Origin of the sequence: [Bacillus] enclensis, assembly GCF_001456935.1 — a bacterium.
GTDB lineage: Bacteria > Bacillota > Bacilli > Bacillales > Bacillaceae_B > Rossellomorea > Rossellomorea enclensis.
In genome coordinates, this window is the sequence record NZ_KQ758482.1 from 349,352 (window position 1) to 370,827 (window position 21,476).

The window sequence follows — 21,476 nt, forward strand, 5'->3', positions numbered from 1 at the left end:
ATCATTACACCACCTCCGATTTGTATAATTGCTCAATCGTTTGTTCAAAAGGTGGATTTTCAACGGTCAAATCAAGGATTGAAACCTCTGATAGTAAGCGGGCAGTAACGGCCGGAACTTGTTGATTTGGCACGCGTAACGTGTACCTCCCATTTTGCAAATCCATCACTGCCCCATAGCGCTCAACATTTATACCTGCAGATTGCTCTGGGGTAAATACAATCAGTTTATAGGGTGTTAAACGTTCGACTAATTTTTCAATTTCCCCATCAAATAGCAACTTCCCCTTATCGATCACCATCATTCGTTTACATAGTTGTGTAACATCTTCCATGTAATGTGAAGTCAACAGGATCGTTGCATTCGTTTCCCTGTTATATTCTTTTAAAAAATGCCGAATGCGATGTTGAGCATTTGTATCGAGCCCGATAGTAGGCTCATCTAGAAAAAGCACTTCAGGGTTATACACTAATGAACATGCTAAACCACAGCGCATTCGTTCACCTAGAGACAACGTTCTCAACGGTTTTTTATAATAAGGTTCTATCCCCAACCAATCCACGATCTTATTTAAGTCCCTAGTAAATGGTCTAAAATTCAAATCATAAATAATCCGCTGCATGTTCAAGGCATCAAGTGCCGTTAAATCAGCTGGTGCAAAAAGAGGTTTACTTCCTCTAATTAAAGCGATTTTCTTAAGATACTCCTTTTGACGGTGATGAGGTATGTAATCTAAAACTGAGACCTCCCCTGATGAGGGGTGCAAAATTCCACTGAGCATTTTCAAGGTTGTACTCTTCCCGGCCCCATTTGAACCAATAAAACCGACCATCTCCCCTTTCCCGATTTCAAACGAAATATCTGAGACTGCAGGTACCTCTTTTTTCTCACGTCTGATAAAGCTTGATAGTGCTCCTTTAAGTCCTGATTCTCTAACAGGGACCTCATATGTTTTTCCTGCATTCTTAACGTGAATCATATTTGTCCTCCTCTAAAAACAGATTTACCTTCCATAAAATACCTTATATATCCATGATACTACTCTAATGCAAGGTTCTAGGGTTTAGACTGATTTCATCAAAATAAATAGTGTATACTCTTATATAAGCTGGAATGAGATTTTAAGGTTTTATTTTAAGGTTGAGGTGATTTCTATTAAAGCGTACAAAGGAATTGAGATTACACGTCCTTTTCATTTAAGCCCGGATTTACTTAGGAAATATGAAACCTGGAAGCTTATCCCTCGAGCTGATAGAGGTGATAACAATTATCGGTTGTACAATGAGACCCATAAAGTATTTTTCCAGGCATCCAGAAGAATGTTGATCGGATATTCATGGACGGAAGTAGCTAAAATGATGAAATTACTTGTGGAAAAGGATGCAGAAGCTGCTACTGTTCTTGCAATTGAATTCCAAGCAAAACTGGTCGGGAATTACAAAGAGGGGAAGCATGTCATTTCTCAGTTGAAAAAGACAATCAGTAAACATGGGGTAAACGAGGATTCATTAGCCAAACGAATTGACCGGCTCATCACAATAAGCGAGATATCTGACATAATAAATCTCCCGGTTTCAACATTACGGGTATGGGAGCAGCATCAGTTGTTTGAACCAATAAGGGGTGACAATAATTACCGCTATTTCAATCAAAGGTTATTGAACCGACTCTTTACTATTAAGTTACTGCGGCTGTCTGGCATAGGATTCGAACAGTGCCAGCATATCCTGAAAGAATTAGATCAGAAGAACTTCAATGAAATAATTATGATCCTGGAAAAAAGATTAAAAGATATGAAAAAAGACATTAACAACGGCTTAAAGGCGCTCGGGCACCTTAATGATTTAATTATTCATCTAGAAGGAGACGACTATTTTGAATAAGGGACGGGTTGGTGTGGGGAATCGCATTCCGGGGCTCGATTTATCAGGCTGGTATGTGATTCCCAACAGTAACCCTCTCCCTCCTAACAAGCCCTTCCTCCTCCATCCACGTCAACACATCCATCATCACCGCAACTCCCTCTTTATATAACCTAAACAACCCCCGTTCATAGCAAGCCCGCCAGATCTCCCCGTAACTCAAGAACCCCAGCCCGTCATCTCCCCTTCTTTTTTAAAATTCGATCCTTCCAACTGAGAGAAGGTACCTGTCCCATTGCGAAAGTGAATGAGCTTCAAAGTGTAGGATGAGGGAGTATTCACAACCATCCCCTAGTAATTGTATACCTAACAAGGGTGAACTCATCTCCATGTTGATAACCGCGAAATTTGACGAAATATGAAAGCGACAGGACTTTTTCTATTTTTTCAAATTATGGTTTAATGGATAGTTGTACTAGGTATTAAGGATTATCTATTAAAGTAGTAAAGGATTGATGCGAATGGACAGGTCCGTATTTAGGATCTCGGTAGGAATTGCAGTGGTTTTCGTCCTGATCGGGGTGTTGATACCCGAACAATTGGGAGCTGCAATGGAAGTAGCAAAAGGATTTGTACTTGAGAAATTTGGCTGGTTTTATCAGCTGGTCGCCACCTTTTTCCTCATATTTGCCGCATTTATGATTTTCAGTAAGTATGGAAAAATCAAATTAGGAAAAGAAGATTCACAACCCGAATTCAGCCGACCGACCTGGTTCGCGATGTTATTTTCGGCCGGAATGGGAATCGGTTTGTTATTTTACGGTGTCTCTGAACCAATCTCTCATTTTTCCTCGCCACCTGCAGGAGAAGGCGGGACGGCACAATCGGGCATTATGGGAATGCGATATACCTGGCTTCATTGGGGACTGCATGCGTGGGCGATTTATGCCATCGTTGCATTGGCACTGGCCTATCAGAAGTTTAACAGAGGAGCTCCCGGATTGATGAGTGCAACTCTTCATCCTGTAATTGGTGAAAAGGTGAAAGGCCCAATCGGTAAGACAATTGATGTTGTCGCCGTGTTTGCCACATTATTTGGCGTTGCGGCATCATTAGGATTGGGATCTCAACAGATCAATGCTGGACTGGAATATCTGATTGGAATTCCGAACAACTTTTTCGTCCAGTTCCTCATCATGATGATCATCACTGTACTTTTCATTGTTTCAGCGACTACAGGCATTTCAAAGGGAATCAAGTTATTAAGTAATATCAATATGTCGTTGGCGGTCATATTGTTTATTGCCATACTCATACTTGGGCCAACCTTATTCTTGATGAATATGTTTACCACCACCATGGGCAGCTATTTGCAAAATGTCGTTCAAATGGGCTTGCGCTTGTCGCCTTTTAATGCAGATGAAGCAGCGTGGACCCAAGGCTGGACTGTGTTTTATTGGGCTTGGTGGATTTCCTGGACTCCGTTTGTGGGAATGTTCATTGCACGTGTGTCCAAAGGGCGTACCATCCGTGAGTTCACGGTCGCGGTCTTACTTGTGCCATCGCTTGTCTGTGCCTTATGGTTCACAGTATTCGGCGGAACGGGAATCAACCTCGAGATGGTGAAGGGCTTGGATGTTTCAGGACAAAGCCTGGAAACCGCTCTATTCTTTGTTTATCAACATCTTCCGTTCGGCGCGCTTTTATCGGTATTGACTGTCGCTCTTATCACGACCTTCTTTGTCACATCAGCCGACTCGGCCACCTTTGTTCTTGGAATGCTCACAACAGGCGGGGAATTAAACCCTCCTAATCGTGTGAAAGTGATATGGGGAATAATCCTTGTCGCGTCCACACTCGTTCTGATGGCATCCGGCGGCCTGACCGGCCTGCAGACAGCAATCATCGTAAGTGCACTTCCACTTACATTCGTCGTGCTCGTCATGTGCTATGGATTGGTCAAGGAGCTTGGAAAAGAATATGATATCCAAATGAATCAATGGAAAACGGATAAAAAGAATAAATCAAATCAAAAAGCAGGCTGAGGAAATGACCTGTCCCGAAATGGGGCAGGTTATTTTTTATGTAAAAAATCTTCTCGGTCTTAAAAGGGAACTTGGTTGACTGAAGATGGGGAGAGAATCTATTCATCTATTCGTTCCAACAAACTCTCCCCAGCCTTCTCCCTCCTCACAAGCCCTTCCTCCTCCATCCACGGCAACATAACATATCCATCATCACCGCAACCCCCTCTTTATGTAACCAAAATATCCCCGGCTCACAACACCATTTATGTCGTTATCCATTGTTGCTCCCCAGCTTCATCCCATTTATTCAAGTTCACCCCAAACCCATAACAATCCCGATATTCTTTTACGGAAAAAGAATCATCTATTTAAGAGAAAGTCGATTCACCATCTAAAGATTATTCGACAAGTTGCTCGAAAACAGAGGAAAGTGGCTTGAAAAATAAAAAAAGTGGCTCGTAAATCTAGAAAGTGGCTCGTATTTTTAAAATGTGGCTTGAAAAGGTTGAAAAGTGGATCGAAAACGATATCTGAAGAGTCAAAACCGGTTTCTCTTCAATCAGGAATCCTTTAAAACCGAAATTTTCATCATGAAGTGACCCCATTCATAACGTGATTTACCTACTTCTCGGCCATTTATTCTGAAAAACGAATAGAATCCGTGGTTTTTAAGAATCCCCCTGGTACAACAAACAACCAAATGGACGGGCACTCCGATTTTAATCAACAAAAAACCGCAGTACCTGTCCCCTATGCCCCAACCCCAACGCTCCTCAAGAAAAAAGGAATCATCTAACCATTCCCCAATAAAATACTAGAAAGATACTTTAATTAACTGGCACTCTCAATAGGCTGGCAGACAGAAATAAGCAGGAGGGGTGGCATGGCTTTTAAACTTTACATTGTTGTTTTGCTGGTCTTTTCGCTGGCGAATTTAGCTTTTTTCATCTTTAAACCGTTAAGATATCATGTGTCTCTCCGGACATTGCGGAAAACACTTTATACATTGTTTATCGGAGCCATCTCCCTCGGTTTATTGCTGGATGAAATCCGATTGGCTGATTGGGAGTTGATCCTGACCCTGACTGCCATCGTGGTTTTTATGGATATCGCCCTTCTGCTGACTCCGAGCATCATGAAAATTTGGAGTGCTGAATTTCATTACACCGATTACGTGGAAGAGATCATCAAGGCCAATGACAAGATTCATAAAGCCATGGTCTACCGGGTCGAAGCGATGTCTGAAATGATTCAAACCAACAGTGAGCTGCTTCCATTCAGGAATTACACGGATCAAGAGTTACGTAACTATCTTGACCTCTATGCTGAAAAGTTCGGTTTCGACATTCAGATTCACCGGATCCCCCTTATTGAATTTTCAGCTGATGATGCAGATCCTTCAGTGATAGAGGGATTGGCTGCCGATGAGATCGAAGTGCTTGTAGATGCCTACCGGTTAACTGAAGGAATCAGGATGACAGTAGAACAAATCAAGACCATTAACAACTTTGACTTCGACAGTGAGGAAGAGGATGTGGAAATTCTGGCACAATCAGCTGTCGTTCCTCTGATCGAGGATGAAAGCATGCTTGTACCTGTATTTATGGAGACAGACCAGTTCATTGTCGTCTTAAAAGAGGATATCGGTGAAGTGTTGGAGGTTGATGCGATCCACATCACCAACTTAATTTATCTTTTTTATTCGCTTTAAAACAACCCGGGTGCAGAAAGCTATCTTGCACCCTGCTTACTTATTTTATGAGTATACTTCTTCCCTCCTCCTGAATATGATGGATAGTAACCAAGCAGGAACAGGAGTGTGAAAACATGGACAAGGACGAAAATAAGAAGCCCGCCCCTAAAAAAGTGACGCATCTTAAGGGCGAAACCAAAATAGATAAAAAGAATAAAGAAGCACTGAAGGTCATTAAATCGATTAAGGGGATGTTTGGATGAATTCGGTGTTATTGACATTATGAATATATGAAGTTACTAAAAAAGCAAGCATGGGGCTCGCTTTTTTTCTTATTTAAGCCCAACCTCATAACGGTTACCAGCCCAGGATACCGGTAATACAGAAAAAATATTAGAGCAGAGTACTAATAAAACAAGGCTATCCGGCTCTGTTTTCATATAGTATCTTTCTGTACTGTTACGGCCACATTTGTATATGCGGAATCCTTCACACCCTCTTATTCACCAGCCCCCTTCCCTTTTAAATGTTGTTAGAATCCAACTCAATGCAAAAAAGACGCCTCCTTATTCAAGAAGGGCGTCCTTTGTTAAACATTTTTGTATTACTTATTTTCATTGATAGTGGAGATATTGATAGAAAAATCCTCAAAACTCAATTGTCCTAAAGCAAACTTCGTACTTTGAACAAAGATCTGTTCGTTTTTAGTTAATTCACGTTTTGTTAGATTTCCAACCCATTCGTCCTCTATTTCTAATCTATCTAAAACATGCGTCTGTTTTGAAAAAGCTTCATAGTATCTTAAACCAAATTTCCTTTGTGAAACAGCATCAATATGGATGCCATCCGGGTTTGACGTCAAGCCTTTCGAGGTTACGAAATAGCAATTTTTTTCGGTATGAGCAACCCTGGATAATACCTGGTTTATTTGTTTATATTCGACAGCGCTTTTTCCAAATCCTGATTCGCCGAGATATTGCCCCAGCTCACCGATCATAATCGGGATATCTGGTGCATTCAATTCTTTTCTCAAGTGTTTGAATAATAAAAGTAATTTATCCTCATACGTCTTATAACGCCCTCCGTAACTGTCGCTTTCACCTTGATGCCAAAGGATACCTACTATTTCACTTGTTTCCATAGCAAATTTCGCTTCTGAAATTGCATGTCTTGTTAAGAGGCCATCTATTGCCCATTCATCAATGGAGCTTCCTCCCTCGGCACATGGTATGACCCCTACGGACTCGCCTGGATGATCCTCTGTCCAAGCCTGAGCAAAAGAAGCTGCGGGTCCAACACCAGATATGTGACGATCCACATTAATCGGCTCCGCCATCATTTGCCATCTGCCGTTCCGCAGCATATGTATGTGCTCATTATAAATTGGCGTTACATCCTCAAGAAACCCTCTGCCTGCCATATTCGATTGTCCAATTAATAATATTGATTTCATAAAAATCCTTCTTTCTTTTATACAAAGGTCTATTAATATTATTGCTTTCATTGCCTTTATTGGCCATCTTGGTACCGCTGCGTCTTTCAGCCTTTAAATCAGCCTACAGTCCAGTTAGAGAACGAAAGGTGCAGACACATAAGCGATGAAAACAGATAGCAGGAGATACAGACTAAACTTTTTAAAATCTTTTTCCACACCATGTTTGATGGCCAGAGTCAACAGCCACAACGAAAACAGGGCAGGACCTGCAATATTCACATAGTAGCCAAGTTCCGTTCCATACCCATATTTAGGAAAAAAGAAGGCTTGAAGAATACCCCACATCACCAAAAGGATGGCTGCCATGTTCTCAAGAATCCGGGTTATTTTCACCTTCATTAGTATGCGCCTCCTTACCGATAACAAATAGTCTTGTTATCTTCAAGAGTACCATATTTTAGGATGATATTGGACTCAGATTTATTTCCATAAAAAACGTACCTGCTCCTATACGACTTAGCATGATCGCAGCGGAACAGGCCTCATGACCTGTTCCCCTGGCTCTCTACTCCACCAAATACTTCTTCAACTCTTCTTTAATCTCATCACTTGCAAAAGCGGCTTCCACGCTGTTCATATAGATCTCCCTGTAATCCTCACCGCTCATATCAAACTGATTCCAGACCACATTAAATTCCTTCGTCATCGTTGTATCCGATACCGTTCTGTTATCGGTATTGATGGTGACGCTGATTCCGTCCCTGTGGAAATCGTATAAGGGATGATCCTCGAATCGGGTAACAGCTTTGGTCTGTACATTACTGGTCGGGCAGATTTCCAGCACGATCTGTTTATTCTTCACAACCTGATAGGCTTCATCGCAGTCTTTTATATATACACCGTGGCCGATTCTTTCAGCCCCGAGCCATTCAACAGCCTCGAGCACATTTCTTCCGATCCCCGTTTCACCTGCGTGGATCGTGACTCTGTAGCCATATTCCCTGGCAAGCGAGATGGGTTCAATGAATTTCGCGCAGAACCCTTCCTCTTCGGAAGCACATAAATCAATCGCGACGACTCCCTTGCCAAGGAAAACCTTCCCCTTTTCCACGACCTCAAAAGCACGTTCAGGAGCCATCGTCCTCATGCAGGATAAAATGATATTCCCTCTGATATCAAATTGCCCTTCTGCTTCCTGCATCCCCTCGATCACACTTGCAATGATTTCTTCAACGGATAATCCCTGATGTGTATGAAGCAATGGAGCGAACCGTACCTCCATGTATTTCACCTGTTCATTTGCAGCGTCTTCAAAAAGCTCAAAAGTAATCCTCTTCAAATTTTCCTTAGTCTGCATGACTGCATTGGGGATCGAGAATTTCTCCAAGTATTCATCTAATGACCTGCAGTCCAGCGGAGCAATGAGCTCTTCTTTCATCTCTTCTATATTCTCAGACGGGATACGGATGCCATCCCTTTTGGCAATATCGATAATCGTTTCAGGCCGAACACTCCCATCCAAATGGCAGTGCAATTCAATCTTTGGCATATCAGCAATATTCATTAATGGACCTCCTCAATTTCTCATAAAAAAATCCTGATTACGAAGAAAATACAAGAAAAAGTATCTTCTTCGTAATCAGGATTTTTTGGTTCCTGGTAGAGACCTCCAAACCATATTATTGGAGTTATACGAATATAAATAACGTATTCGGTTTTAGATTACGATAATAAATTGTTCATTTATTGTCAAGTAGAGAGCCGGGGGGACAGGTACGGTGGCTCAGAAGTGGAGGAATAATGGCAGGAAATCAATAACGGTCGTAACTGAGTGGGGTCTCTCACCTCCTTTCCACACTAAACTCATAATGACTGGTGCCTGTCCCTCAACACTTCTCCAAAGGCGAACCGATCATCTGCTTGCCAGAAAAACGAAACTACCGTCTAAAGATTATTCGACAAGTTGCACGAAAACAAAGAAAAGTGGAATGAAAAATGAAAATCTTGCACGTAAATCTGAAAAGTGGATCGTATTTTCAAAATGTTGCTTGAAAAAGTGGAAAAGTGGATTGAAAACGAAAATTGGAGCATAAGACCGACTCTTCATTCATATAAAAATCCCTTAGCACCGGGGTTATCAATATCCAGCCCCTAGCCCCATATACAAATTCACTGACTTTTCGTCCATTTAAGCTGAAAAATGAACAAAATCCAGCAAATATTATAAGGAAAGGTACCGGATCTACTTTAACCATAAAAAAACCGCAGTACCTGCCACTGCGGTTCTCGCTCCACTCTCCTATCCCATCAACCAAAAGAGCCACGGTACCTGTCCCCCCGGTTCACCCGCGGCTCACCCCCAAAAAAACGACAGGCACTCCCCACGCACCATCGCGCAAAAGCACCTGCCACCAACACAATCAAGAAAAATTCGCAGCAGCCGGATCTTCCCCGGCTGTTTTATCTTTAGAGGTTTTTTCAAATATCGGACTTGCTTCGTGTTTTGTTACAAGAGAGATTCCGACAAGTGATACGGTCGAAATAATCATCGCAATTGCTCCAGTATCAAGGGCTGGAACATAGACACCCTTCACTTTTAAAATATAAAGACCGATACTGAAGATGAATCCAAGGGCCGATGACCAGATGGCAGCGACTCTGGTGGCGCGCTTCCAAAGGATTCCGATGCTTAATACCGGTACCAGTGAAGCGGCGAATATTCCCCATGAAGCGTTTCCGAGCCATCCTACAAGATCCGGCGGATTCAGGGAAAGCAGGAATGTCAAGACGATGATGGCCAATGTGAACCATCTGGACAGGGCCAATTCTTTCTTTTCAGGAAGCTTTTCACCTTTTTTAATGATTTGCTGATAGATATCCCTTACGATGGATGAGCTTGCAACCAGCAGGAACGCCTCGCTTGTCGACATGATGGCAGCCATGACAGCTGCGAAGATCAATCCGGCAATCACCGGCGGGAAGAAGTTTTCGATAAACATCGGCGCCACCATATCCGGTGAGGCAGGAGCCACCATTTCCCCGCGATTGACCATGACTTTTGTGTAGAGACCGACAAACCATAATAACGCAGTAAGTCCATACGTACCCGCAGCAATGATGCACGCCCATTTCAGCATGGAAAGCTTCTTGATCATGTAAAACTTGGATACAACATGCGGCTGTCCTTGATGGCCGATTACATAAATGAAGAAATATGAGATAAAGGCGAAAATGCCGATCGGGCCGGTTGTATGGAATGCCTGCACCAAATCAGGGTTCATGCCGGCAAGTTCCGAGTTAAGCTGGGACATGCCGCCAACCATTCTCATCCCGCCGATGAAGACGATCAGAGCCCCGGCCACCATGACGATCATCTGAATGAAATCCGTCCAGACAGCGCTGATCATACCGCCGCCGACTACGTAAACGGTCAGGATGGCAACACCGATAAACAACGCGAGCTTATAGTCAACTCCAAGAACGGTTTGCAGCATGTTCCCGAGGGCTTTGTATTGAGCCATCTGGTAACCGATTGCGCCGCCTAATATCGCCAGGGCGGTGATCGCACGGATGGCTTTACTGTTATAGCGGACTTCCAGAAGATCCGGAATCGTCAATGCCCCGAATTTTTGTGTGATTCTCCTCATTGGCTTCGCCAAGACTAGAAAGCTGACGAATATCCCCGCCGTGGCAAAGATTCCGATCATGAAGATGGCATAGCCATGTTCATAAACGAGTCCCGTCAGCCCGATGAATCCGTACCCCGACATGGTTGTGGATGAAACTGCGAGCGCCACAAGCCAGGGGCCGAACCTTCTTCCTCCCGTATAAAACGTATCCATATCCTTTTGATGCCTCATTGAAAGTAATCCGATAACCAATATGACAAGCAAATAAATGATTCCAATCGCTAATATCATGAAACATCCTCCTCTTCATTGTTTTTGAACGCCACAGCTCCCCAGATGCCTGCTGCCACAATGGCGCCCGGCCAAAATACAAATAACATGAAAGTCATTAACGGCGATAATCCAAACAAGTCAATCCCTCCTTTTATATTCGTTTATTACCTGTCAACAAAATTCGGCTCCCTTTTTTGGATAAAAGCCTCCACCCCCTCCTTCACGTCCTTCGTTTGAAAGACCCGGCCGAAATATTCGGCTTCGGTAACAAGCCCTTCATCCACATGCTGTTCAAAACCGTTATCTATTGAACGTTTGGCAAAAGAAAGTGATGGGGAAGAATACCGGCTGATTTTTTCGGCAAGCTCCACCGCTTTTTTCAACGCCTCTCCATTTGGAACAACGTGATTAACCAGCCCAATCCGGTTCGCTTCTTCAGCGGTCAGAGGTTCTCCGGTAAAAATCATTTCCTTAGCCCTGGCTTTCCCTACAAGCCTCGGCAGTCTCTGCGTCCCTCCAGCCCCCGGGAACAACCCCAGCTTTATTTCAGGAAGGCCGATCTTGACCTGCTCCTCAGCAATCCGGATGTCACAACTTAACGCAAGTTCACAGCCGCCTCCCAATGCAAAACCATTGATCGCCGCAATCGTAGGCTGGGGCAGTCGTTCAATCTTGTTGAGCGGTTCCTGCAGCCAGAGCGATTTTTGCTTGGCCAGCTCCACCCCTTTACCTGTCCAGTCAGGAAAACCCTTGATATCCCCTCCTGCCACAAATGCCTTATCACCGGCCCCGGTCAAAATGACGACCTTCACACTGGAATCACTTCCGATTTCATCCGCGGCGGCTGACAATTGCTCGATGACCTCGGCGCTCAGCACATTCACAGGCGGATTATCGATCGTAACTGTGGCAATACACTGCTGTTTTGACCATGAAACAACCTGTATTTTTTTCATCCGTACCCTCCTCACTTATGGCTGTATTGATTTCTTAAAATAAATTTCTGCACCTTCCCGGATGGTGTGCGCGGCAATTCATTCACAAATATGACCTTCCTTGGCTTCTTGTAGCTGGCTAGCTGGCTTTTACAATAATCAATGATTCCTTGTTCAGTAAGATTGGCACCCTCATCTTTCACAACCACTGCGCAAACCGCTTCGATATAGTGTGGATCAGGGACACCAATGATGGAGACCTCCCTTATGCCGTCAATCCGGTAGAGGACATCCTCGATTTCAGCCGCATAGATATTCTCGCCGCCGCTTCGAATCATATCTTTTTTCCTGCCTGCAATCGTCAGGTAGCCATCCTGATCGAGCCGGCCCAAGTCCCCTGTCCTGCAAAAACCATTTACGAATGTTTCCCTGGTCGCTTCAGGCTTTCTCCAATAGCCGGCTGAAACAGCAGGGCTCTTAATGGCAATCTCCCCGACCTCACCTGGAGGGAGCTGATCACCATTTTCATCAATGATATGAATCTCCGTTAAAGGCAGAGGCTTTCCGACGGTATGTCCTTTTGTAAAAACATCCTCTGGATTCAAACATGCGGCAATCGGCGTTCCCTCTGTCAGCCCGTATACCTGAACGACCCCTATATGCGGGAATTGCTCCTTTAATTTTTCAAGTGCCCATGGCATGAGCGGATCTCCGCCGGTGTAAATCGTCTTCAAATCCTCCAGCTGATACCTGCTTATATCCGGATCGTTCAGCATTTCATAAATCATGAAGGGGAATAAAAAACATTCGTTCACCCTCTCCCTCTCCATCACTCCCAGGATCCTGCCAATCTCAAATCCCTGGCTTCTTGTGATGATCATCGTTCCTCCCATCATGAGGATGGGAAGGGCGATATCCTCCATGGCCCCAACATGGTAAAGGGGTCCGGTCGTCATGCCGACCTCCTGCCCGGTAAAATTCCACTTTAATGCCTGCATCGAGGAGAACCAAAAGGTCGTTTCGTGAGTCCAGATGGCACCCTTGGGCCTTCCAGTCGTTCCCGACGTATACATCAGCATGACTGGTTCGTTCAGTTTGATGTTTTCAGACCTGAGTTCATCTGTTGATCCGTTCTCTAAAACCCGCCAGCTTTCAGCCCAGTTTGGAATGTTCCCGTCTTCGTGTGGAAGGCAAATAAACCGCTGCACAGAGACTTTGCTGCGCACAGGCTCAAGCTCACTGGCCAAATCTGAATGGAAACAGAGTATTTTTGTATCCGAATCGTTAAGCAGGTATTCAAACTCATTGCTTGAGAGACGGAAATTAAGCCGGACAGCAATCGCCCCGATCTTGGCGGCAGCGAAATAAAGACCGAAGTATTCCAGGCAGTTATAAAGTAGAATCCCAACGCGGTCCCCTTTTCTCACACCCATTTCACGAAGTTTATTTGCATAAGCATTCGAAACCCGGTGAAGATCCCTGTATGTCCACGATTTTCCCGACTCTTCTTTAATGGCGATTTTTGATGGGTTCTGAGGGTTTAGATCGTTCGCCATTCTTCTTGTAAAATATCCGACATCCAATTGACTCCCTCCTTAATTATGTAAGCGCATACAATTCCGAGTAAGAATGTACTTTCTAAAACTTGCCTCCCTTTATAAATACTCTTTGCAAGATTCGTGCCAAAAAAGAAATGCCCCGTATTCGCTTGATTCCCCAGGATTGGCTAACATCTAAAATTGATATTTTTTCCGATTTCCCAGAACGCATTTTTACTTTTCTGAATTTTCTAGTTATTCAATACAGCTAGTAAATCCCATAAATACGCGGTATGTGGATAAAAAGAAAAAAATCCGGGTGCTCGGAAAGAATTCCGAACTCCCGGATTTATTCAACACAATCAGTAATCGTATATTTTTTTATTTTGTCATAGATCGTGGAATTCCCTATTCCCAGCGACTCAGCAGCCTTATTTTTATCGTATCCGCACTGTTTTAAAGCCCGTTCGATTGCTTTTTTCTCCGTCTCTTCTATTATGTTCTTCAGACTTCGTTTTTCCATCTTGGTGGTCTTGCTTTTCACCAAATAATCCGGTAAAGCCTCGATTCCCATTATCTCGCCGTCTGATAAATGGACACCTGCATCGATGACATTTTCCAGCTCCCTGATATTCCCCGGCCACTCATATTGTTCGATAATGGACAGGGCCTCCGGGGAGACTGATGTGACACGCTTCCCGATCCTCACCGTTACTTTTTTCAAAAAATGATCAACAAGTAAATGAATATCCTCCGTCCGCTCCCTAAGCGGAGGAATGAAGAGTTGAACAGCATTGACCCGGTAAAATAAATCCTCTCGGAACAGCTTGTCCGCGATCATTTTTTCCAGGGGACGATTCGTCGCAGCTATCACACGGATATTGATTTTTTTCGGCTGCAGCGCCCCGACCGGCTCGAATTCCTTTTCCTGCAGAACACGCAGCAGCTTTACCTGCATGTGCTGAGGCATGTCTCCGATCTCGTCCAGAAAAATCGTTCCGCCGGCCGCAAACTCGAACTTCCCTATCTTCCCTCCCTTTTTCGCACCAGTAAATGCCCCTTCCTCATACCCAAAAAGCTCCGACTCCAACAAGTGTTCCGGTATGGAACCGCAATTCACTTTCACAAAAGGCTTGTCGCTGCGCTCACTAAGTTTATGTATACTCTGGGCCAGGATTTCCTTTCCGGTTCCGCTCTCCCCCCTGAGCAGTACGGAAATATCCCCGCTGGCCACCCGTTTCACACGTTCTTTCAACTCGGTGACCTCAGGAGTGTTACCGATAAGATCATGCAGGGAATACTTAAGTCCATTCTCGGTTTCCCATTCATTGCGATAATAATTGAGCTCTGAAAGGACATCCTTTATATGACTATTCATCTTCTTCCAATCATCAAGATCCCTGAAAAGGATGGTGCCGATCGCCCCCAGGATTTCATTGTTTTCGATGATGGGAATTCGATTGGCAATCACGAACTCCCCTCTCAGCAGCTGCACATCCGCCATATCCTTCTGACCTGTCCGCGGGATAAGGTGCATTCTGGTATTTTCAATCACATCCGTCACATGCTTCCCAATCACCTCTTCCCGGTCTGCCTCTAAAAACTCACAATAGTTATTGCTTATGTATTGGATTATCCCCTCGCAATCCACAATGACAATCCCGTAATAAGCACTCTCAAAAATGAGATCAAGCAAGTGGTCATTAATAAACAGTTCGGTACCCCTCATAAGACCATCCCCTTTTTTGGCTTTCTATCTTTTATAGTAGCATGATTGATCATGTTTAAGTATTAGTAAATTGAAAATTAAAAATAGTCAGATATAAATTCAGTAATCATAGGGACAGGTACTCCGGTAGGGTGAAAGTACGGGGACAGAGATGCCGGTATTTCTACAGGTAAAAACCGCGGTACCTGTCCCCGCGGCTTTTCACAAACTTCTCAATGGAAATTCAAATCCACCATCTAATCCACCATCTAAAGATTATTCGACAAGTTGCACGGAAACTAAGAAAAGTGGAATGAAAAATGAAAATCTTGCACGTAAATCTGAAAAGTGGATCGTATTTTCAAAATGTTGCTTGAAAAAGTTGAAAAGTGGATCGAAAACGAAAATTGGAGCATAAGACCTGTTCCTCATTCATCTAAAAATCCCTTTGTACCGGGGTTTTCAACATGAGGTCACCTGCCCCATATAAAGTTTTGCTGACTTTTCGTCTATATAGGCTAAAAAATGAACCGAATCCTGCAAAAGGACAGGCACCCCGGTCTATTTTAAACCCCCGGCACCTGTCCCTGCGGTTCTCCCTTCAAAAAAACCACAGTTCCTATCCCTTCTATTCACAAACCACCCAGCCACTCACCTCGGCAAATAAAAATAATCCCCCATCTCACTATAATTACCCGCCAGCCTACCGAGCGGCTGCAGTTTATCCAAATCAATCTTATAGTTTCCTAGATAGTATGCTTCATCAATATGGTAACGCAGCATTCGGCCGATGATTAAGTGGTCACTGCCCAGTTTGATGATTTGTTCAAGCCTGCATTCCATTTGGATGGGTGCCTCTTTCACACGTTTCGGCCTCACCACGACACTGTCAATCGCCGTTACTCCCGCCGCTTCAAACTCATCAACGCTGCTCGGAAGGTTCTCAGCACTTTTCTGCATTTCATTTCCAAGAAAGGTTGGGACAACATTAATGACGAATTCTTTCTCATCCCGGATATTAACAAGCGTATCCTTCTCCGTCCCTTCCCTCTCTCCTACACCGGGTCCCACTGAAATTGATAGCATAGGCGGATTCCTCGACGCCACCGAAAAAAAGCTGAACGGCGCGAGATTCAAGGTACCGGATGACGATACAGTAGACACCCATGCGATTGGCCTCGGTACCACGGATCCGCTCAACAGCTTATAAACTTGTTTTTCTACTAACTCCTCAGGATTAAATTCCACTATTCCAAACTCCTTTCATGTACAGCACGAAGACTAAACCTAGTATGCCGATTTCTTTTTCAACTCCAAAATCAACATTAGCAATAACAAAAACACCAGAATCATCACACCGACAATCATCAGCCATCCAGCCGTAAAACTCCCGAACGAATCCACAACAAATCCAAATAACGGCGGCAATGTGATGACACCCATTGACCCAAGTGTGATACTAAATCCGCTGGATAACCCGGAAAACCTGACATCCACTACCTCACTGGCCACATTCATCCACAGCGCATTAAAACCGGATATGGCAAATCCGAACACCATCGTGATCGGAATCATCACCAGGAATGCCGTATTGGAAGGTAAGAATGCCAGGGTCAAACTCGCCGCCCCGGCTATTCCCGAAATGATCATCAGCACAATGACGCGTTTCCCTTTAAACAGCCGGTCACTGATAAGTCCCCAGACGATCCGGCCGATCGATCCGCATATTTCTGAAATGACGAGAAGTACCCCTGATAAAAAGAGGGAGATATGCAAGTATTCATAGCAATAAATGACGATATAGGTGACCAGGCACAGCTGGGAGCCGCTCAATCCCATCGCACTGATGCTGACGATCATCAGCGGCTTGTTCGCCAGCATATGTTTCATTGAATATAAAAATGAAGCCCGGTCCTTCTCCCCATTATTCGTTTCCTTAACTGAATCATGATAAAGGGTAAAAGCAACCACCCCGCCAATGATCAGCAGCATACACGCTATGGCAACTACATGCCTCCACCCATAAACCGAAGCTAAAGGCAGAAGAACCAGCCCTGCAAGAGCTGATCCTGTGGTAATGCCCGTCTGCTTGATTCCCATCGCAAATCCGCGTTGAGTCCGCTGGAACCAATGAATGATTCCCCTGTTTGTCACAGGATGCATCGCCCCGTACCCCAATCCCCCAATGGCAACGAGAAGGAGTACGAACCCGAATTGATGGGAGAATGTCATGAGAATGAAGCTGCCGCCTACAACTAAAGAGATAACCAGCAGTAATTTTTTTGAACCGGTTTGATCGACGACAAACCCTACCGGGATCGAAGCAAGTCCCTGCCCCAGAAAGAGGGCGGCAGGCAGCATGCCGATTTGAGATTTCGTCAATTCCAGGTCTTCTCCAATGAGGACACCCAACGGCCCCACGCTTCTCCCGATAAAAGCCACCAATAATTGGGCAAGGAGGAGGCACGCAAGCATCCTCCAAGGTTCCCGGTAAACGGCCCTCTCCATCTGTTGTTGAGCAGTATTCATAGGTCTGCTACGCTTTCACATCTAATGACATAGGCTCATCCTCGATCACCATGCTCTTTTTCGAAACAGGAACGAGAAGGGACCCTGCCACACAGATCAGGAAGTTCAATGTCAGCCCGATGACTCCCCCATGGATTCCGTACACTGTCTTATGTCCTGTAAAGGTCAGGAATCCTGCAAGTACAGCACCTATCAGCATTCCCCAGAATACAGACCGCTTGTCGAGTCGCTTCCAGTAGAGTCCAAGGACGAACGCCGGGAAGACTTGAACCAACAACTCAAATTTCAATACAAAGATTTCATACAGCGTCCCCGGAGGATTCCACGCAATCCATAATAGAAGGAAGACGGCGATGATTCCTCCGATTTTCCCGACCATTACTTTCTTATGCTCTGATGCACCCGGGTTGATGAACTTCCCATACACATCATTTGAGAGCATGGAAGAGAAACTGAGCAATACTGAATCGGCAGTCGACACGATCGCGGCTACGATCCCGCCGAAGAAGATGATCATGATCCAATAGAAGAATGGGTTGATCGCCGCAATATCGTTCGCCATGAGTCCGACGATTGTTTCGGATCCCCCTTTATCCAGACCTGGATAAAGCATGATACCGATAATACCGATGACGAAAACTAACCCTGTCGTGATAGGCGGCATCCACGCCATTCGTGAGAAAGATTTCTTCAATGTCTTTTCACTCTGGGCGGAATAAATTCTCTGAACCGCATGTGGATAAATACTTGCACCCAATCCTACAAGCACGAGCATACTAAACCAATTAATCGACACATCCATTGCTGGAACCGCTGTTTTGACAGGTTCCATTTCATTGATGTAACGGGTCACATCACCAAAGTTTCCTCCAACCAGGTATAATCCCCCAATCAGGAACACAATGATACCCACCATCAGGATCAAGCCTTGCATGACGTCGGTAAAAGCAACCGCTTTCATCCCGCCCATCCACTCATACGCGAGCATGACGAAAATAAAGACAAGGACTGCAATTTGATAAGGAACCGTTCCTCCGGTCATACCGGATACAGCCTGACCGATGGCTACCAGTTGTTCTAATAAATAGTTACCAAGTCCCCATAGCATGAGAAAAATACTGAGAAGGGTGACGGCTTTTGAATTAAATCGATGCTGGATCCAATCTGTCGGTGTGACAAAGTTCTTTCGTTTTGCGATGACATAGAGTCTGGGAGCAAATAATAAGTAAATACCGATGATGATCGTCATGAAGGAAATAGACTGTAACCAGGAAAACCCAGTTCGATAGGCAGCTGGAGCATACCCTACAATGGTATTACCGCTATACTGAGTGGCATAAAGCGTAAAGAATAAAGCAATAAATCCTAAATTTCTTCCAGCCAAGTAATATCCGGACAAACTTTGATGCAAGTTTTTATCCCCTCTTCCGGACAAATACCCGATGAGCAGCATGACAACTGCGAATACCGAAAGGATGATAATACCATCCGCGCCTGCAAACGTTAAATCCATCTTCTATTCTCCTCCTTTCATCTGTTCTTCTTCATCCTCGACAATGTTCCATTGCGTGACACACAGCCAGCTCAGGTAACCGCACAGCAGGATGGAAAAGACAGTAGAAATAAAAGCCCATAACGGAAATCCCAGGATGATCGGTTCAACTGCACTGGATGGAAAATACCAAGGGACGATTGCAAGGACAAGCAGCAGTAAACCAATCCAGATCCATACTTTCCGGATCGGTTCCTTGATTTGATTCTGTTTCATGATTTTCCTCCTATCACATGTTTTAATTCAACAACTCTTCAAACTAAGATTTGAGACGATAATGAATACTGTGATGTTTTTCAAAGGAGTCAATACTATCTTTATTTTCCAAAGTAGAATCGATTTCGTCCAGTCCCTTTAAAAGCAGTTCCTTACGATAAGGTTCCACGATAAAATGACTGTTGAAGCCGCTGTCATCCGAAACGGTTTGCTTTACAAGATCAACATTCAGTCTGTAACCCGGTGTTTTCTCCGCCTTCCTGAAAAGAACCTCGACTTCCCTTTCTTCCAGGACAATCGGCAGCAATCCATTTTTAAAGCAGTTATTATAAAAGATGTCTGCAAAGGAAGGCGCAATGATCACCCGTATCCCGAAATCCGCGAGTGCCCAAGGAGCATGCTCCCTCGAAGAACCACACCCGAAATTCTTTCCGGTCAATAAGATCGGCGCATCCCGGTAGAGTTCCTGATTCAGAACGAAGCCCTCTTTTTCTTTTCCATTTTCATACCGCCAGTCATAGAAAAGGAATTCCCCGAACCCTGTCCGTTTGATCCGTTTGAGGAACTGCTTCGGGAGGATGGCATCCGTATCCACATTGATGGCATCCAATGGGATCACTTTCCCCGTCAGTTCAGTGAAAGCTTCTGTCATGGCTGCACCTCCTCCCTTGACTGAGTTTCCCACTTTCGCACATCGGTAAAATGCCCCATGATCGCAGCAGCAGCCGCCATTTCAGGACTGACCAGATGTGTCCGGGCATTCCTTCCCTGTCTTCCTTCAAAATTGCGATTGGACGTCGAGGCACACCGTTCACCCGGCAGCACGATATCGTCGTTCATCCCGAGGCACATGCTGCATCCCGATTCACGCCATTCAAAACCAGCTTCTATAAAAATGGAATGAAGGCCTTCCCTTTCAGCTTGCTGTTTCACCTGTTGAGAGCCCGGTACGACCAACGCTGTAACGGAATCAGCCACTTTATATCCCTTCACAATGCCTGCAGCTTTCCGGAGATCTTCTATCCGGCTGTTGGTACATGAACCGATAAACACTTTATCGATTGGAATGGAGTGCATCGGTGTCCCCGGTGTCACCCCCATATACGTCATCGCCTTCTCCGCAGCTTTTTGCTGTTCCGAAGGCAGCCCATCCAGTGAAGGAACACGTGAATCGATCCCGGTGACCTGACCGGGATTGGTCCCCCATGTCACCTGGGGTACGACCTCGGAAGCGTCCACTTCGATCGACAAGTCAAAAACCGCATCACTATCCGTATAAAGCTCCTTCCATTCTGTAAGAGCCTGCTCCCACTCCCCATCCACGGGAGCATATTTCTTTCCTTTCAGATAATCGAACGTCTTTTGATCCGACTGGATGAGCCCTGCTCTTCCTCCCATTTCAATGGACATATTGCAGACCGTCATTCTCTCTTCCATCGAAAGACTTTGGATCGCCTCACCCCGGTATTCGATCACATGTCCAGTGGCAAAATCATGCCCGAACTTCCCGATGATCGTGAGAATAAGATCCTTGGCCGTCGTGCCTGCCGGAAGGGAACCGCTTACATTTATTTCGAGCGTTTTGGACTTGTACTGCTTCAGCGTCTGAGTTGCCAATACATGCTCGACTTCACTTGTCCCAATCCCGAAAGCGAGCGCCCCGAACGCACCGTGAGTGGACGTATGACTGTCCCCGCATACAATCGTCTGACCGGGCTGGGTCAATCCAAGTTCAGGTGCGATGACGTGGACAATCCCCTGAAATTCACTTTGCAAATCGAAAAGTTCGATTCCAAATTGTCTGCAATTTTCCGCCAGCGCCTCCACCTGCTCCCTCGCAAGTTGATCTTGAAAAGGGGCGGAGCGGTTTCTCGTCGGTATCGCATGATCTATCGTCGCAAGTGTCAGATCCGGCTTACGAACGGACCGCTTCTTCATCCTCAACCCTTCGAAGGCTTGGGGAGAGGTCACTTCATTCACCAAATGAAAATCGATGTATAAGAGAGAAGGAAGTCCCTCTTCTTCCCGTACGACATGATGGTCCCAAATCTTTTCATATAACGTTTTAGCCACCCTTTT

The 21,476-nt window shown here is 44.9% G+C and carries 19 protein-coding genes and 1 riboswitch; of the genes, 4 read left to right on the plus strand and 15 right to left on the minus strand.

Features of this window, described 5'->3' with window-relative positions:
• Positions 1 to 4: 4 nt before the first annotated feature.
• Complete coding sequence (locus tag AS034_RS01695; protein WP_058297255.1) at positions 5 to 979, minus strand: ABC transporter ATP-binding protein; 975 nt, start codon at positions 977 to 979, stop codon at positions 5 to 7.
• Positions 980 to 1,355: 376 nt separating this feature from the next.
• Between AS034_RS01695 and AS034_RS01700 the strand changes: the two genes are divergently transcribed.
• The 4 genes from AS034_RS01700 to AS034_RS23275 all read left to right on the plus strand — a co-directional run bounded on the left by AS034_RS01700 (position 1,356) and on the right by AS034_RS23275 (position 5,845).
• Positions 1,356 to 1,883 carry a MerR family transcriptional regulator gene (locus AS034_RS01700; protein WP_162266014.1) on the plus strand — a complete coding sequence of 176 codons (528 nt, stop codon included), beginning with the start codon at positions 1,356 to 1,358 and terminating at the stop codon, positions 1,881 to 1,883.
• A 494-nt stretch (positions 1,884 to 2,377) separates the two neighbouring features.
• On the plus strand, positions 2,378 to 3,907 hold the full coding sequence (locus tag AS034_RS01705) for a glycine betaine uptake BCCT transporter (protein WP_058297257.1): 1,530 nt from the start codon (positions 2,378 to 2,380) through the stop codon (positions 3,905 to 3,907).
• 865 nt (positions 3,908 to 4,772) lie between these two features.
• Complete coding sequence (locus tag AS034_RS01710) at positions 4,773 to 5,600, plus strand: type II toxin-antitoxin system SpoIISA family toxin (RefSeq protein ID WP_058297258.1); 828 nt, start codon at positions 4,773 to 4,775, stop codon at positions 5,598 to 5,600.
• 116 nt (positions 5,601 to 5,716) lie between these two features.
• The gene (locus tag AS034_RS23275; protein WP_269751513.1) at positions 5,717 to 5,845 is read left to right on the plus strand and encodes a hypothetical protein; all 129 of its coding nucleotides are present in this window, start codon (positions 5,717 to 5,719) and stop codon (positions 5,843 to 5,845) included.
• Between the two features lie 341 nt (positions 5,846 to 6,186).
• Here AS034_RS23275 and AS034_RS01715 read toward each other — a convergent pair whose 3' ends face one another.
• The 14 genes from AS034_RS01715 to leuC all read right to left on the minus strand — a co-directional run bounded on the left by AS034_RS01715 (position 6,187) and on the right by leuC (position 21,470).
• The gene (locus AS034_RS01715; RefSeq protein WP_058297259.1) at positions 6,187 to 7,035 is read right to left on the minus strand and encodes a sialate O-acetylesterase; all 849 of its coding nucleotides are present in this window, start codon (positions 7,033 to 7,035) and stop codon (positions 6,187 to 6,189) included.
• Between the two features lie 114 nt (positions 7,036 to 7,149).
• Entirely contained in the window at positions 7,150 to 7,416 is a 267-nt protein-coding gene (locus tag AS034_RS01720; RefSeq protein ID WP_058297260.1) for a hypothetical protein, read from the minus strand.
• A gap of 166 nt (positions 7,417 to 7,582) precedes the next feature.
• Entirely contained in the window at positions 7,583 to 8,581 is a 999-nt protein-coding gene (add, locus tag AS034_RS01725) for an adenosine deaminase (protein WP_058297261.1), read from the minus strand.
• A gap of 52 nt (positions 8,582 to 8,633) precedes the next feature.
• Positions 8,634 to 8,733: riboswitch (purine riboswitch) on the minus strand.
• Positions 8,734 to 9,437: 704 nt separating this feature from the next.
• A complete protein-coding gene (locus tag AS034_RS01735; protein WP_058297263.1) occupies positions 9,438 to 10,937 on the minus strand; it encodes a sodium/proline symporter in 1,500 nt (499 codons plus the stop codon).
• Positions 10,934 to 11,056: a hypothetical protein gene (locus AS034_RS23280; RefSeq protein ID WP_272867393.1), complete on the minus strand. Its 123-nt coding sequence runs from the start codon at positions 11,054 to 11,056 to the stop codon at positions 10,934 to 10,936. Before AS034_RS23280 ends, AS034_RS01735 begins: the two co-directional genes overlap by 4 nt.
• A 27-nt stretch (positions 11,057 to 11,083) precedes the next feature.
• Positions 11,084 to 11,875 (minus strand): enoyl-CoA hydratase, encoded by a 792-nt coding sequence (locus AS034_RS01740; protein ID WP_058297264.1) that lies wholly within the window; start codon positions 11,873 to 11,875, stop codon positions 11,084 to 11,086.
• Between the two features lie 11 nt (positions 11,876 to 11,886).
• Positions 11,887 to 13,437, minus strand: a complete 1,551-nt coding sequence (locus tag AS034_RS01745; RefSeq protein ID WP_058297265.1) for a class I adenylate-forming enzyme family protein — start codon at positions 13,435 to 13,437, stop codon at positions 11,887 to 11,889.
• A 304-nt stretch (positions 13,438 to 13,741) separates the two neighbouring features.
• Complete coding sequence (locus tag AS034_RS01750) at positions 13,742 to 15,121, minus strand: sigma-54 interaction domain-containing protein (protein WP_058297266.1); 1,380 nt, start codon at positions 15,119 to 15,121, stop codon at positions 13,742 to 13,744.
• A gap of 630 nt (positions 15,122 to 15,751) precedes the next feature.
• Positions 15,752 to 16,348 carry a flavin reductase family protein gene (locus tag AS034_RS01755; RefSeq protein ID WP_058297267.1) on the minus strand — a complete coding sequence of 199 codons (597 nt, stop codon included), beginning with the start codon at positions 16,346 to 16,348 and terminating at the stop codon, positions 15,752 to 15,754.
• A 39-nt stretch (positions 16,349 to 16,387) separates the two neighbouring features.
• Positions 16,388 to 17,629: an MFS transporter gene (locus AS034_RS01760; protein WP_058297268.1), complete on the minus strand. Its 1,242-nt coding sequence runs from the start codon at positions 17,627 to 17,629 to the stop codon at positions 16,388 to 16,390.
• A gap of 7 nt (positions 17,630 to 17,636) precedes the next feature.
• Positions 17,637 to 19,142: a sodium:solute symporter family protein gene (locus tag AS034_RS01765; RefSeq protein WP_058297269.1), complete on the minus strand. Its 1,506-nt coding sequence runs from the start codon at positions 19,140 to 19,142 to the stop codon at positions 17,637 to 17,639.
• A 3-nt stretch (positions 19,143 to 19,145) separates the two neighbouring features.
• Entirely contained in the window at positions 19,146 to 19,397 is a 252-nt protein-coding gene (locus tag AS034_RS01770) for a hypothetical protein (RefSeq protein ID WP_058297270.1), read from the minus strand.
• A gap of 43 nt (positions 19,398 to 19,440) precedes the next feature.
• On the minus strand, positions 19,441 to 20,049 hold the full coding sequence (gene leuD / locus AS034_RS01775; RefSeq protein ID WP_058297271.1) for a 3-isopropylmalate dehydratase small subunit: 609 nt from the start codon (positions 20,047 to 20,049) through the stop codon (positions 19,441 to 19,443).
• Positions 20,046 to 21,470 (minus strand): 3-isopropylmalate dehydratase large subunit, encoded by a 1,425-nt coding sequence (gene leuC, locus AS034_RS01780; protein ID WP_058297272.1) that lies wholly within the window; start codon positions 21,468 to 21,470, stop codon positions 20,046 to 20,048. The genes leuD and leuC overlap by 4 nt, the downstream gene beginning before the upstream one ends.
• Positions 21,471 to 21,476: the final 6 nt, after the last annotated feature.

Excerpts from the sequence above, each read along its gene's own strand:
- AS034_RS01695 (WP_058297255.1), bottom strand. The coding sequence starts at position 979 with ATGATTCACGTTAAGAATGCAGGAAAAACATATGAGGTCCCTGTTAGA.
- AS034_RS01700 (WP_162266014.1), top strand. The coding sequence starts at position 1,356 with ATGATGAAATTACTTGTGGAAAAGGATGCAGAAGCTGCTACTGTTCTT.
- AS034_RS01705 (WP_058297257.1), top strand. The coding sequence starts at position 2,378 with ATGCGAATGGACAGGTCCGTATTTAGGATCTCGGTAGGAATTGCAGTG.
- AS034_RS01710 (WP_058297258.1), top strand. The coding sequence starts at position 4,773 with ATGGCTTTTAAACTTTACATTGTTGTTTTGCTGGTCTTTTCGCTGGCG.
- AS034_RS23275 (WP_269751513.1), top strand. The coding sequence starts at position 5,717 with ATGGACAAGGACGAAAATAAGAAGCCCGCCCCTAAAAAAGTGACGCAT.
- AS034_RS01715 (WP_058297259.1), bottom strand. The coding sequence starts at position 7,035 with ATGAAATCAATATTATTAATTGGACAATCGAATATGGCAGGCAGAGGG.
- AS034_RS01720 (WP_058297260.1), bottom strand. The coding sequence starts at position 7,416 with ATGAAGGTGAAAATAACCCGGATTCTTGAGAACATGGCAGCCATCCTT.
- add (WP_058297261.1), bottom strand. The coding sequence starts at position 8,581 with ATGAATATTGCTGATATGCCAAAGATTGAATTGCACTGCCATTTGGAT.
- AS034_RS01735 (WP_058297263.1), bottom strand. The coding sequence starts at position 10,937 with ATGATATTAGCGATTGGAATCATTTATTTGCTTGTCATATTGGTTATC.
- AS034_RS01740 (WP_058297264.1), bottom strand. The coding sequence starts at position 11,875 with ATGAAAAAAATACAGGTTGTTTCATGGTCAAAACAGCAGTGTATTGCC.
- AS034_RS01750 (WP_058297266.1), bottom strand. The coding sequence starts at position 15,121 with ATGAGGGGTACCGAACTGTTTATTAATGACCACTTGCTTGATCTCATT.
- AS034_RS01760 (WP_058297268.1), bottom strand. The coding sequence starts at position 17,629 with ATGAATACTGCTCAACAACAGATGGAGAGGGCCGTTTACCGGGAACCT.
- AS034_RS01765 (WP_058297269.1), bottom strand. The coding sequence starts at position 19,142 with ATGGATTTAACGTTTGCAGGCGCGGATGGTATTATCATCCTTTCGGTA.
- AS034_RS01770 (WP_058297270.1), bottom strand. The coding sequence starts at position 19,397 with ATGAAACAGAATCAAATCAAGGAACCGATCCGGAAAGTATGGATCTGG.
- leuD (WP_058297271.1), bottom strand. The coding sequence starts at position 20,049 with ATGACAGAAGCTTTCACTGAACTGACGGGGAAAGTGATCCCATTGGAT.